12 protein-coding genes are annotated in these 13924 nt (G+C 39.1%); 5 read left to right on the top strand and 7 right to left on the bottom strand.

Translation table 11 applies throughout. The features are described from left to right. The first annotated feature begins 359 nt into the window (after positions 1-359). Positions 360-1934 (top strand): ATP-binding cassette domain-containing protein, encoded by a 1575-nt coding sequence (locus tag MMO42_RS00940; protein WP_241318795.1) that lies wholly within the window; start codon positions 360-362, stop codon positions 1932-1934. Positions 1935-1988: 54 nt separating this feature from the next. Here the strand turns inward: MMO42_RS00940 and MMO42_RS00935 are convergent, their stop codons facing one another. The 5 genes from MMO42_RS00935 to argC all read right to left on the bottom strand — a co-directional run bounded on the left by MMO42_RS00935 (position 1989) and on the right by argC (position 7539). Continuing rightward, entirely contained in the window at positions 1989-2351 is a 363-nt protein-coding gene (locus tag MMO42_RS00935; protein ID WP_241318794.1) for a YnfA family protein, read from the bottom strand. Beyond that, a complete protein-coding gene (gene clpA / locus MMO42_RS00930; protein WP_241318793.1) occupies positions 2351-4636 on the bottom strand; it encodes an ATP-dependent Clp protease ATP-binding subunit ClpA in 2286 nt (761 codons plus the stop codon). The genes MMO42_RS00935 and clpA overlap by 1 nt, the downstream gene beginning before the upstream one ends. A 586-nt stretch (positions 4637-5222) precedes the next feature. After that, positions 5223-5636: an ATP-dependent Clp protease adapter ClpS gene (clpS, locus tag MMO42_RS00920; protein WP_167515355.1), complete on the bottom strand. Its 414-nt coding sequence runs from the start codon at positions 5634-5636 to the stop codon at positions 5223-5225. A gap of 22 nt (positions 5637-5658) precedes the next feature. Beyond that, positions 5659-6414: a DUF6776 family protein gene (locus MMO42_RS00915; RefSeq protein WP_241318791.1), complete on the bottom strand. Its 756-nt coding sequence runs from the start codon at positions 6412-6414 to the stop codon at positions 5659-5661. A 75-nt stretch (positions 6415-6489) separates the two neighbouring features. Next, the gene (gene argC, locus MMO42_RS00910; RefSeq protein ID WP_241318790.1) at positions 6490-7539 is read right to left on the bottom strand and encodes an N-acetyl-gamma-glutamyl-phosphate reductase; all 1050 of its coding nucleotides are present in this window, start codon (positions 7537-7539) and stop codon (positions 6490-6492) included. A gap of 275 nt (positions 7540-7814) precedes the next feature. On the opposite strand from argC, the gene MMO42_RS00905 reads away from it, so the two are divergent. Further along, complete coding sequence (locus MMO42_RS00905; protein WP_241318789.1) at positions 7815-9332, top strand: hypothetical protein; 1518 nt, start codon at positions 7815-7817, stop codon at positions 9330-9332. Positions 9333-9480: 148 nt separating this feature from the next. Continuing rightward, a complete protein-coding gene (locus MMO42_RS00900) occupies positions 9481-10092 on the top strand; it encodes a CDP-alcohol phosphatidyltransferase family protein (RefSeq protein WP_241318788.1) in 612 nt (203 codons plus the stop codon). An 18-nt stretch (positions 10093-10110) separates the two neighbouring features. On the opposite strand, the gene MMO42_RS00895 is transcribed toward MMO42_RS00900, so the two are convergent. Together MMO42_RS00895 and rpiA are read right to left on the bottom strand one after the other, a co-directional pair. Further along, a complete protein-coding gene (locus tag MMO42_RS00895; RefSeq protein WP_241318787.1) occupies positions 10111-10803 on the bottom strand; it encodes a SprT family zinc-dependent metalloprotease in 693 nt (230 codons plus the stop codon). Beyond that, positions 10803-11474 (bottom strand): ribose-5-phosphate isomerase RpiA, encoded by a 672-nt coding sequence (gene rpiA, locus MMO42_RS00890; RefSeq protein WP_005153354.1) that lies wholly within the window; start codon positions 11472-11474, stop codon positions 10803-10805. The genes MMO42_RS00895 and rpiA overlap by 1 nt, the downstream gene beginning before the upstream one ends. 98 nt (positions 11475-11572) lie before the next feature. Between rpiA and ilvA the strand changes: the two genes are divergently transcribed. Both ilvA and MMO42_RS00880 read left to right on the top strand, forming a co-directional pair. Next, positions 11573-13117 (top strand): threonine ammonia-lyase, biosynthetic, encoded by a 1545-nt coding sequence (ilvA, locus tag MMO42_RS00885; protein ID WP_241318786.1) that lies wholly within the window; start codon positions 11573-11575, stop codon positions 13115-13117. 156 nt (positions 13118-13273) lie between these two features. Continuing rightward, positions 13274-13924, top strand: a complete 651-nt coding sequence (locus MMO42_RS00880; protein WP_241318785.1) for a TrkA family potassium uptake protein — start codon at positions 13274-13276, stop codon at positions 13922-13924.

Raw genomic sequence — 13924 nt, 5'->3', positions numbered from 1 at the left:
GCCAAAAATAAAAGAATGCGTTTGTGTTTACAGTATGCTTTAACATGTTTATTTCAAATATCTAAAAAACTGTTCCTAACCCTTAAATTACGCACTATTTCAGCATTTGACAAGCACTTTTTATCTTTTTTTAATCAAAACTTCAAAATAGTAAAATTTGACCTTTCGTGTTTTGATCCATAGAATAGTTGAAAAATAAACCAACTCGAGATTACGCCAATGAAGTAAGTTCTATTTCCATCATCAAAGTTCTTTTTTCTTTTTGATGTGCAAAATAGACTTATCTATCGTTTAGCGATTGTCATTCTAAAACTTATCTCTATCTCGCTATTTTGCATATCCTGTTTATGAGGTTTCTTATGACTCAACAGGCATGTATCGTTTCGAATTTATCACTTGAACTAGCTCAGCAAAAACTGTTTGATCATCTTACATTCCAACTTCCTTTACATCAGTTTACAGGACTGATCGGACGTAATGGTCAAGGGAAATCGCTATTGATGTCTCTTTTGCACGAACAAACAGCATCACAACTGCACTATTCAGGCCAAATCTCTTGGCAATACCCACATCAACATCTTGCTCAACTCCAGCGAGTCCAAGCCAATACCATTGCTCAAGCCCTCGATATTGACGATTTATATCTATGCTTTGAACGTATTCAACAAGGGATCGCATCATTTACGGATTACGATCTAGTCGAACATCTTTGGCACTTACCAACAGAATGGCAGCAACTTTTAGAAAGTGCAGGTTTACCTACAGCACTAAATACCCCGACTCAAAATTTGAGTGAGGGCCAAAAAACCAAACTTGCCCTCTGCCGTTTATTCCTATTGAAAAATCACTATCTGCTTTTGGATGAACCAAGCAATCATCTGGATGCCCAAGGACGACAATGGTTAATCGAGCAAATGGTTCAACATCCTACAGGTGGGCTCATCATTAGCCATGACCGACAGCTTTTAGCGCATGTACAAGGTATTTTTATGCTCAATCAGTTTGGCATGCATTATTACGGTGGTAACTACGCACTGTATCAACAACATTATCAAGCACAAGTCGAAGCGTTATCACACGCTGTATTTCAAGAGAAACGGGAGCTGAAACAACTCAAGGAGCAGCAACATCAAAGCCAAATGAAAGCGCAAAAGCGTAAAAAAGTAGGTGAAAGAATAAGGGCTTCTGGCTCTCAAGCACCCATCTTATTAGATGCTAAGAAAGAACAGTCCGAGCAATCTCTTTCTCACCTACGCAAACAACAAAGCAAACAACTTGCAGATGCAAAAGATGAATTACAACAGAAACAAACCCAACTGGAACATCATAAAACCCAATCTTTTGAGTTTACTCATACCATTGGTAAATCAGGAGAAATCCTACGTTGCCAGCAATTAAAACTTGCTTATGTCGAAACTAAACCTATTGATCTAGCGATGACTGCGGGAGATAAATTACATTTAAGCGGTGCAAATGGTACAGGTAAATCCACTTTACTGAAAACCATTCAAGGTTTAACTTCTCCACTTGCAGGAGAAATTTATTGCAAAGTAAGTTCTATTTATCTGGATCAGAATCTTTCATTACTCGATGAAAATATATCTGCTGTTGAATATTTATGTGCTATTGATCCAAATCTGACTGAGCAACAAGCACGTACACGTTTAGGAAACCTACAAATCCGTAGAGATAAGGCGCTGAGCTCTTTAAGTAATTTAAGTGGTGGTGAACGTTTAAAAGTCGCTTTGCTTGGGTTGAAACAACAAGCTGTTGAGCTCTTACTTTTGGATGAACCAGAAAACCATCTCGATATTGAATCGCGTGAGTTACTCGCCCAAGCCATTGATTCTTTTCATGGTGCTGTGATATTGGTGTCGCATGATGAAAATTTTGTTAAAGAATGCGGAATCAATGAAAGTTATCTATTAAGTTAAACTTTCATTGATATAGATCAGCATGGTAACAATGCGCACCATGCTGATTTCCGTTTAACGAACCAAACCTTGCGGCTGCAAAATAATTAGGCAAGCGCCGCAAAGAACAATGATCCCACCTAAAATATCCCAACGCGTTAGCATGACTTGATCAACATAACGCAACCACATCAGGGCAGTAAAAATATAAATCCCGCCATAGGCTGCATAAATACGACCTGATGCCGCTGGATGCAAAGTCAGTAACCAAACAAAGACTGCTAAGCTTAAAGCCGTAGGAACCCATAACCAATGCGACTTTCCTTGATTCAAAATTAAATAAGGAAAATAACAACCTAAGATTTCAGCAATTGCTGTGACGAAAAATAACCCAAATACTTTAAGTACTTGGGTTATCGAGAAAGAAAGTTCAAACATTAAGCAGGTTCAGCACTCGGGTTAATATGATCTTCAAATACTTCCAATTTTAAACCAACCTCTTTGCCATTTTCTGTTTTCACAGAAACCGCAACGTTACCACCATGCTCAGCAAGCTCACCAAATAAAATCATCTCAGCAAGCGGCTTTTTCAAATGCTCTTGAATCAGACGTTGCATTGGACGAGCACCCATCAGACGGTCATAACCATTGGTTGATAACCAATCACGGGCACTTTGATCAACGTCAAGCACGACTTGTTTCTCATCAAGCTGTGCTTGCAACTCGGTTAAGAATTTGTCCACCACTGAATCAATAATTGTGGTTGGAAGTGATTTAAATTGAATCACGCCATCTAAACGGTTACGGAATTCAGGCGAGAATGCACGTTTCATTGCATCCTGATTGTCTGCACTATGATCTTGTTCAGTGAAACCAATACTTGCGCGAACAATACTTTCTGCACCGATATTGGTCGTAAGAACAATGATCACATTTCTAAAATCAGACTTACGGCCATTGTTATCTGTTAAAGCACCATGATCCATGACTTGTAACAACAAGTTGAATACATCTGGATGTGCTTTTTCAATTTCATCAAGCAAGAGCACGCAATGCGGATTTTTATGAATCGCATCTGTCAGCAAACCACCTTGATCATATCCGACATAGCCTGGAGGTGCACCGATCAAGCGAGAAACCGCATGGCGTTCCATATATTCAGACATATCGAAACGAACCAACTCGACACCGAGTAATTTCGCCAGTTGTTTCGTAACCTCGGTTTTACCCACACCTGTTGGACCTGCAAAGACAAAACTTCCCACTGGTTTATCTGGTGCTTTCAAGCCTGCACGAGATAATTTGATCGCTGATGCAAGTGCTGTAATCGCTTCATCTTGACCAAATACAACTCGTTTAAGATCACGCTCCAGATTCTCAAGTACAGACTTGTCATCTTTAGACACTGTTTTCGGTGGAATACGCGCAATCTTAGAAACGATGTCTTCGATATTTTCAACCGAGATGGTTGTGCCATCGACTTCAGCTTTCAAACGGCGTTGTGCACCAGCTTCATCAATCACATCAATCGCTTTATCTGGTAAAAAACGATCATTGATAAATTTAGCTGACAACTCAACAGCAGCGACAAGAGCTTTATCATCGTATTCAACATGATGGAAATCTTCGAACTTGCTTTTCAAGCCACGTAAAATTTCAATCGTTTCACCAATACTTGGTTCATTCACATCAATTTTCTGGAAACGACGTGATAAAGCATGGTCTTTCTCAAACACTTGACGATATTCTTGGAAGGTCGTTGAACCAATGCAACGTAAGCTACCATTCGCCAAAGCAGGTTTAATCAAGTTCGATGCATCCATGGTACTGCCCATACTTGAGCCTGCACCAATAATCATATGAATTTCATCAATGAATAAGATCGCATTTGGATTCTTTTTCAAAGCATTTAATAATTGTTTTAAACGCTTCTCAAAGTCACCACGATATTTAGTCCCTGCAACCAAAGCACCAATGTCTAAGCTATAGACTTCAGCATTCGCAAGTGGTTTAGGAGCTTTACCATTGACGATTAACCATGCCAAACCTTCTGCAATCGACGTTTTACCCACGCCTGGGTCACCCACTAAAAGTGGATTGTTTTTACGACGACGACATAAAATCTGAGCCGCACGCTCAATTTCTTTTTCACGTCCAATTAAAGGATCAGTTTTACCCTTTTGTGCTTCGATGTTTAAGTTAAGCGTGTATTGCTCAAGTGGCCCAGCATTTGCTGAAGCTGCACTTTCACCTTCAATATCTTCAACTTCTTCTTCAACTTGAATCTCATCTTTGCGTGTGCCATGAGATAAATATTGTGTCAAAGTTAAACGGTTGATTTGATGGCGCTTTAATAAATAAACAGCAAAAGAATCTCGTTCCGAATACATCGCAACTAAAACATCCGCACCTTCAACAGTACGATCACCACCACTTGACTGAACATGGAAAATTGCACGTTGTAAAATTCGGTCAAAGCTCTCGGTTGGATGAGGTGCCTGTTCACTATTATCACCAAGTTTTGGGGTATGTTGCTCTACATATTCCTCTAGTTCTTTACGCAAAGTAACGATATCAGCACCACATGCTTTTAATGCATTTACGGCAGAATCGTTATCTAGCAAGGCAAGCAACAAATGTTCAACTGTCAGAAACTCATGTCTCTTTTGACGAGCCATGCTAACAGCCAAACGTAACGATACTTCTAATTGACGACTGAGCATGTAACCCCCTTATCTCTTGGGCTTAATCAAAAAAGAAAAATCTTTTCATGAAAAAGCTAATTATTGACTTGATCCGCTGAGCTTCTGTAATCGTTTTGAAGATACGTCTACAAGCCTCTTTGCTTCATATCCTACTGTTAGCATTAGTTGAGTATCTTGGTCAAGATTCAAAACAAAGTATTGTTGTAAAAATTTAATTACAAAGAGAATAAGACTTATCTAATCGTTCAAAAACTCAGCAAACCTGTTCTTCATTTATGAAAGAGCATTAAACCTATGAAAAATTGTAATACGCCATGATCTTGTTTAAAGCCTAACAAATCATTTATAGGTTGAATATAAAGATAGTCAGTATATTGATTCATATTTTTAGCACAAAACAATATATCTGTTGATTTAGCACTTAAATCACATGACGAATATAGCTTTACTTTCTTAACACCGTTACTTACAACATATGAGCCATGCCATGGTGCAAGGTCTCGTGCATGAGGAATGAAATTCCACAAGAGCATTGCTTTGCTTAACGTCTTCACTCACAGCATAGCTGTTCGTCTTGCGCTCGGAACAAAGCTTCGCTTTGTTTTTATCCTCGCTCAGGTTCGATCTGGCACAACAAAGGATGACCTTGAGCTCGTGCATAGTTATTCACTTGATTTGCTTTAGTTTCAGCAATATCACGTGGGTAAATGCCCGCAGTACCTTTACCTTCATAATGTACCGTCAGCATTACTTGACTGGCTTGATCAAGATCCATACCAAAATAACTTTGCAATACCTCAATGACAAAATCCATTGGTGTGTAATCATCATTCATTAAAACAACCGCATATAAAGGCGGTCGTTTTAATTCTGGAGGAGCTGTTTGTACAACCACCTCACCCTCATGATCCTCTTGCGAATCACTTAAACGTGGACTTAAGTGCCAATCGACATAACCTGATTGATGAAAAGAATTTTTCACTTCACTTAAATTCATTTGACGTTTATATCTTCGCATATTGATTTCTTAATCTAAAAAATTATTGAGCGTTAGCTTCAGCTTGTGGTATTTCTGACACGAAAGCAGAGCCGACATCGACAGGCTTACCACGTTGCCAACTAAAACGTTTGATGACTGGCGTACCAGCACCTGTCAAACGTACTTCGATAAATTGAGGCACAAAGCCCTTAGGCATTGTCCAACGCCCCGTTAAACGTTCAAAATCATCAAAGTTAAAGTTTTTGTCTTCTAAAGGCACAACTAGAACTTCTGTATCTTTAATCAAGCGCAACTCTACCGAACCTGTGGCACGGCGTTTAGTTGGGCTGACTTGAACAAGGTCGATCTGATATTCATAAGCATTTTCAGGTAAAGACTTAATGGCCATGTTTTGAATGGTTAGACTTACACCACCACGCTGTTTCAAAATGTCACGATAAATCGCATTCATTCCTTCAAACTGCGTTTTATCCGCATTGGCTTGGTTTACAGCTTTAAATAAATCATCTGCATTACCAACCGCCATATCACGCTCTTGAACAGCAGCATTCAGGCTCTTGGTCACAGAATCCAATGCGGTTTTTTGTTTCTGAACCACATCTACCAATTGCTCAGCATCTGCATCATAACCAACCACAGTTAAACCCTGACGATGACCTACCGTATAACCAAGCGTAAAACTGCCGCCAATCAGAATCACGGCACCAATAATCAAAGGTAAATTCGTTCTTAAGAATTTATTTTTTTCAACGGAACTGTCTGGTGAAGTAGTCGGTTCAACGTTTTCCATCATCATCTCTATCTTTATGATCTACATCAAAGCACACATTAGAATCGAAATTTAAATGTGTGTGAAGTAAAAAAGCGTTTTTTATGGTAATAAACCAATACCTTCCAAGCCAGCAGCTTCATCAAAACCGAACATTAAGTTCATATTCTGAATGGCTTGACCTGCTGCACCTTTCACCAAATTGTCTTGTGCAACCAAAATAATCAATTTATTGCGTTGTGGACGATATAGTGCTACTCGTAACTCATTTGCACCGCGAACACTTCGAGTTTCTGGTGAACTATTTGCAGGCATCACATCTACAAAACGTTCATTTTTATAGAAATTTTCATATAACGCTTGAAGATCAATCTGTTGAGCATGTTCAGTGAGGTCAACATAAATTGTGCTCAGCATGCCACGAATCATTGGCACGAGATGAGGTACAAAAATCAGTTGATCAAACTGTCCTTTTTGCCCAGATATATTTTCCAGTGCTTCTACAATCTCAGGATGATGGCGATGTCCTGCAACACCATAAGCCTTGAAATTATCAGCATTTTCACTGTAGATCATGCCAAGGCTTGCTTTACGACCAGCGCCAGACACACCTGATTTAGCATCGATAATAATACTTTGTGTATCAATCAACTGATTTGAATTTTTAAGTAGCGGTGCTAATCCTAATTGTACAGTCGTTGGGTAACATCCAGGATTACCAATCACTTGAGCTTGTTTGATTTTTTCACGATTTAACTCAGTTAAACCGTATACAGAGTCTTTTAATACAGTAGGACAGCTGTGTTGCATGCCATACCATTTTTCAAATTGAGTTAGATTCTGTAAACGAAAATCTGCAGCGAGATCAATGACTTTTGTACCAGCAGCGATAAGCGCTTCTGCATGCTGCATTGCGACACCATGAGGCGTGGCAAAGAAGACAACATCACATTGTTTTAATAGGTTTAAATCAAAATCTGAAAACTCAAGTGCTGTATGCCCTCGTAAACTTGGGAACATATCTGCAACGCGCTTTCCTGCTTCTGTACGAGAAGTGAGAATACGAACCTGAACTTGTGCATGTCTTAATAAAAGACGTAATAGCTCAACCCCAGTGTATCCAGTTCCACCAACAATACCAACAGAAATCACGTGTAACACCTCAAGCTTTCATGTAGGCAAATAGTATGGCAGTTTGACCCGTTTTACACAATCTTCAAGTGCCTAACTTTTAAGAAAATAAAAGTGTAATGAATCCTCATAAAATGATCATAAATTTATAAATAAAGACAAATAAACTCATTATATTTAAATTGATTCTACCATTGGTCAAGAAATACTATTGAAACCTTTCACTATTCGAATAGAATAAAAAAATTGTGGTAATAATAAATTTCATGGATGCAAAATTTTTCTGGAGAGCTGGAATGCCTTCTTTGATGTCAAAACAAAGATTACATCATCATATTTGCTTAGGACTAAGCACCCTTTTACTCAGCTCAGCATTGATTGGTTGTGGTAGCGGTGAAAGTAAAGCAACAATAGATACAACCCCAACGGTTACCGAACCCAAGCCTAAAAACTTCAAAATCAAAGCCCCTATTGAAATGCGTAATGTCGTTTTAAAAATCTTTGATAATTTTGACAATACTTTGGTTCTAGAACAGACTCTAAGCACAACATCAGAGATCGACATTATATTACCAAGAGTTTTAAATAAAGATCGCTTATATCGAATTGAAATTTCCACGACGCCAAACTCATTAATCTATGATTTTCAAAGTGGCCAATACCAAAATGTTTCGATGACATTAAACAGTCTTGTTGAAGTAAACACTAACAACCTCACTCAAACAATTTATATTAGTCCAAGCTCCGAAGCGGTTTATCAACGCGCTTTAGTGCGTTCAGGCATATTACCCACCGATGCCAATAGCAACCCAACACAAATTAGTACATCACAATTAAGCCTTGCGACAAGTGATGTAAATTCAGCTTTAGTCAATGCATTTTACCAACTAGATATTCCTAATTTAAATCCAACCTATCTTTTAAGTGCCTTCTCGCCGCAAGATGCGACTTTAAAATCAAATTTATATATCAATACCTATCTGAGTTTTGGGTTTATCCAACAATGGGCAAACCGCTATCCCAACAATAGCTTTGCAGAGTTCACAAAGAACTTAGCCACCGATTTAAAAGATGGTTATCTTGATGCAAAAAAAATACGTGGTGATCAAAGTGCTTTAACCTCATTAGTGATCGCGACACCAGACAATATTGATTCTTCTAAAAACAATTTAATATATATTGCAGAAAATCAAAAAAGTGCACGGGATACTTTTGCAACCTCGTTAAAGCAAGCTGTATTGCAGTTGGCTGACAACTATCGCCAAGCCTCCTTAAACCCACAAGGTTATACGCTATTACAGCAAAAAGTATATGCCGGTACTACTCCAGCAAATAATGTGGGCAATGCTTTTCGCATTATAGGTGCGGGTGATTATCGTCGGGCGGTAGGTTTCTCAGATACAACTGAAACGTGTAATGGCTCTATTTATCCATGTAAACAAGGTATTACAGGAATTAATATTGTAAGTGCAGGCTTACCCTCCATTGAGTATTTAATTGGAAATTACAAAGATTCAAGCAGCAACTGCCAACTCAATATTCGTGGAGATGGATGGTTAGAACTGATCAAAGATGGAAAGACCTACAGTTCAAAACTGGATGGCGATAGTACAGATAACTTATTGCAAGTCGATAAAGCCAACTTTGAATATTTATTAAATAGCAGTTCTACAGAGCCGAATACGAGCACATTACAGTATAGTTTTGTCCAACTCAGAATCAAAGCAAATCAGGTCTTAAGTGCTAGTGCTGGTTTAGACAACCGTAAAGCCCCTGATCAATTGCAAACAACCCAGTTACAGTGCAATTTCTAAGACTGAATTCGCACATATAAGCAATGGAATAGTGATTCCATTGCTTATAAAAATCACGGAGCCTCATTTTTATAAAATATGTATTTGCCATCTTGATTTTCAATGACGGCTGCTATACTCAAATAAATCTTTTTATTCTTACTGTTGAATGTCTTTAAAATATCAAATTCCAACTTTACTTGTTTATTCCAGACTACTCTTGGGTTTTCTCATTGTCGCTGTGACCCTGCTACAACCTCAATTCTTCCCAATCTACACCGTGGTATTTTTAACACTGGGACTTCTCAGTGATATCTTTGATGGCATCATTGCAAGACATTTAGGTGTTTCTACCGAAAGATTACGTCGACTCGACTCTAACATTGACCAAGTCTTTTTTATTTGTGCAATTGCTTCGATTTACCTACAGCAGCCGGATTTCTTTAAGCAACACCTTTGGGCAATTGTCATTTTAATTCTTTCAGAAGTTGCTATTTATATCGTAAGTTTCATTAAATTTCGAAAAGAAGTCGCCACGCATAGTTTAGGCGCCAAAATATGGACCTTATTTCTATTTGCTTTATTGGTACAAGTCACACTTACAGGACATGCGCAGATTTTATTTATCGTAGTTTTCTGGCTAGGTATCCTGACACGAGCCGAAATTATTGCAATTATCTTGGTACTCAAACAGTGGCAAAATGATGTTCCCACCCTAAAACAAGCCTTACGCATTCGCAAAGGCTTAAGCGTTCAAAACAATCGCCTGTTTAATGGCTAAGGTAAAACATATATTCGATTATCCTTTATAGTACCAACTTGGCAATTGAGTCTGTTTCAATTGCTTCCGATGCTCAAGATAATTGGCATCATGCTTTTCAACTTCATTCCAAAAAGCAGCACTATGATCAAAATGTTTTGTATGTACTAACTCATGTACGCAGACTGATCGCACAATATGTTCAGGCATAAGCACCAAAGCGGCATGAAGCATGATGTCATGTTTGGAACTACAACTGCCCCAACGTGTTTTTGGTCTTCGAATGGAACATTGCTGATATAACAAAGCAATGTCTTGACTAATCTGCGCCAAATATTCGGGTAAATACTGTTTTGCATATGCCATGACAGCCGCTTGTAAAGCCTGCTCTGACTGTTCATCCCGAATCAGTAATTGGTGCTGCTCGAAATCAAACTTAAAAATATGTCGTTGCTGTTGTTGAATAATTTTAAAAGGCTGATTATGGCGAAATAAAGTCAAAAATTCGGGAAATGCCATGGTTTGATTAAATTGCTGTTGTTGTTTGCCCCATGTTTCAATCAGCCATTGTTCAGACTGATGCAGAAATTGCTGAATCTGTCTTTTGCTACAAAACAAAGGAACTGTGAGACGAATACCTGTTGGCTCAACACGCAAACGCAAATTTCTTGCCCTTGCGTGTCGAACAACTTTAATTTCAGGTAACAGCGTTTCTAATGAAACTGATTGCATTATTGTGCTGTACGCTCTTCGATACCATTGTCCGTTGCAACAACAGCAATCGTTGCTGCATTTAATGCAAAGATACCATTGGTCACAACACCTGGAATGTCATTAATGGTCTTTTCCAACTCAATCGCATTTAGAATATTTAGATTGAATACATCTAAAATCACATTGCCATTATCAGTTACGACACCTTCGCGATAAACTGGATCACCACCTAAAGCAACGATCTTACGTGCCACCGCAGAACGCGCCATCGGAATAACTTCAACTGGAAGCGGAAAATCACGACCCAACTGATCAACCCATTTTGAATCATCCACGATACATACAAATTTCTTCGCAATCGATGCAACAATTTTTTCACGCGTTAACGCTGCACCACCACCTTTGATCATATGCATATGACGGTCAATTTCATCTGCACCATCAACATAGGCATCTAAACCACCGACAGAGTTCATATCGACCACTTCAATACCCAGTTTTTTCAAACGTTCAGCTGTTGCAGTTGAACTTGCCACTGCCGCTTCTAATTGCAATTCAGGCAATAAATCAATTAAAAAATTAACGGTACTTCCTGTTCCTACGCCCAAAATGCCGCCTTTAGGCAAATGTTTCAAAGCTGCTTTAGCCGCAGCTTGTTTTTTTTCATCTTGGGTTGCATATAGACTCATGACTTCACTCAACTATTTTGACATTTGCACTAAGAAAACAGCGCAAATGCACAGGGGTTTGCTACAATGATTGCCTATTTTAAACTGTTATAGGGAAGATGAACATGCTGTCTCGTGTGGTACGACAAATTTTACAAGCAACGGTTTATGATGTTGCGATTGAAACACCGCTTGAAGCAGCTCCACGAATTAGTCAAAAAATTAATAATAACATTCGATTTAAACGTGAAGATTTACAACCTGTATTCTCTTTCAAGCTACGCGGTGCCTATAACCGTATTAGCCAACTTCCTAAAGATCAACTCGATCGTGGTGTGATTTGTGCATCCGCAGGTAACCATGCTCAAGGCGTTGCACTGTCTGGCAAAAAATTAGGCATTCCCGCCATCATCGTCATGCCAAGCACGACACCCGATATTAAAGTTCAGGCGGTTAAACGCCTAGGCGGTCAAGTTGTGTTGCATGGAGATAGTTTCGATGTTGCCAACAAATATGCCAAACAACGTGCAGAAGATGAAGGATTAGTTTTTATTCCGCCTTATGACGATGAGCTGGTGATTGCTGGTCAAGGGACGATTGCCAATGAGTTATTGCGTCAATGGCGTGATGTTGAATATGTTTTCGTTGCTGTTGGCGGTGGCGGACTCATTGCAGGTGTTGCAGCCTATTTAGGTGAAGTTGCACCGCACGTCAAAGTGATTGGTGTTGAATACGAAGAATCTGCATGTTTGAAAGCAGCACTTGAATCAAATGAGCGTGTGGTGTTACCACATGTTGGTCTATTTGCTGATGGTACAGCCGTTGCACAAATTGGCGAGTTGCCATTTGATGTGATCCGTTTACGTAAGTCGGATAATTCAGGTCCAATCGTAGAGCCTGTTATTGTCACTGTCGATACAGACGAAATTTGTGCAGCCATTAAAGATACCTATGATGAAAATCGCAGTATCGTAGAGCCATCAGGTGCTATGGCTTTAGCAGGAATCAAAAAATATGTCGCTGAACATCAATTGACCGACAAAAATATGGTGTCAATTGTTTGTGGTGCCAACATGAACTTTGACCGTTTGCGCTATATTGCAGAACGTACTGAGCTTGGTGAGCGTCGTGAAGCCATCTATGCCGTAACGATTCCTGAGCAAAAAGGTGCCTTCCTGCATTTCTGCCGTGCCCTGCAAGGCCGTAACATTACTGAGTTTAACTATCGTGCTAGTGATAGCAATCTTGCTCAAGTCTTTGTCGGGATTAGCCTCAAAGGCGGTGAAACTGAACGTCATGAAATTCACGACATGTTAAAACAACAATATGAAGTTGATGATTTGTCTGATGATGAAGTTGCAAAACTACATATTCGCTATTTGATTGGTGGCCACGCCAATATTGAACATGAGCGTTTATTCCGTGTTGAATTCCCAGAACGTCCTGGTGCGTTATTGACATTCCTAGAACGTTTAGGCCCAACACATAACATTACCCTTTTCCATTATCGCAACCATGGCGCAGCAGAAGGTCGCGTACTGGTCGGGCTGCAAGCGACTGATGCAAAGCAAAATCCTGATGGTTTAGTCGAAACATTAGAAAAAATCACTTATCCATATGCTGAAATCACAGACAATATTGGCTATCGACGTTTTCTTAAATAATCAACTTAGCGAAATAAAGCCGACATGATGTCGGCTTTATTTTTATTGGATGTTTTGCTTATAGATGTGCATCGCAAACAAAATCATTACAAATAGAAAGCTATTCCATCTTAAAATGAATAAAAAGACATTTTTATCATTTAGTTAAGGACAGTTATGGCACAGTTTGCAGTCATTGGTTTAGGTAGTTTTGGGGCAACTGTTGCATTAGAACTAACTAAACTGAATCATGATGTTATTGGTATTGATACCATCAAACGCAATGTCGAAAGCTTGGCTGATCGCATTACGCATGCGGTGATTGCCGATGCCACTGATGAGCATGTCCTAGAAGAGCTGAATATACAAAATTGTGATGCGGTAGTCGTTGCCATTGGAGAAGATATTGAGGCGAGTATCCTGTGTGTGCTGAATCTCAAGAATTTAGACGTAGAGAAGATTTTAGTCAAAGCCAAAACCAAGGCACATCACACGATTCTTTCCCATTTAAATGTCAGTAAGATTATCCATCCTGAAGAAGATATGGGCGTACGGGTTGCTCAAGCACTAAATTATCCTATGGTAAGCCGTTATATGGCTTTGGATGATGATCATTACATCGTTAAAGTTCCAGTCAATGAAAAGCTCAACCATGTGAATTTATCAGGTATCTTAAAACAAGAACCAAACATTAAGCTGTTATTACTGAAACGCGATCAGCAGATTCTCTATGAAACAGATGCAAATTTTACCTTACAAACGGGTGATGTCCTGATTTTAGAAGGTTCACTCAGCCATCTTAGAAAACTTTCAGGATGTTTCGCATAA

The organism is Acinetobacter sp. ANC 3882 (assembly GCF_022549545.1).
Classification (GTDB): Bacteria; Pseudomonadota; Gammaproteobacteria; order Pseudomonadales; family Moraxellaceae; genus Acinetobacter.
Note: the sequence above shows the minus strand (reverse complement) of the source record. Positions and strands in the feature narration are given on the sequence as shown.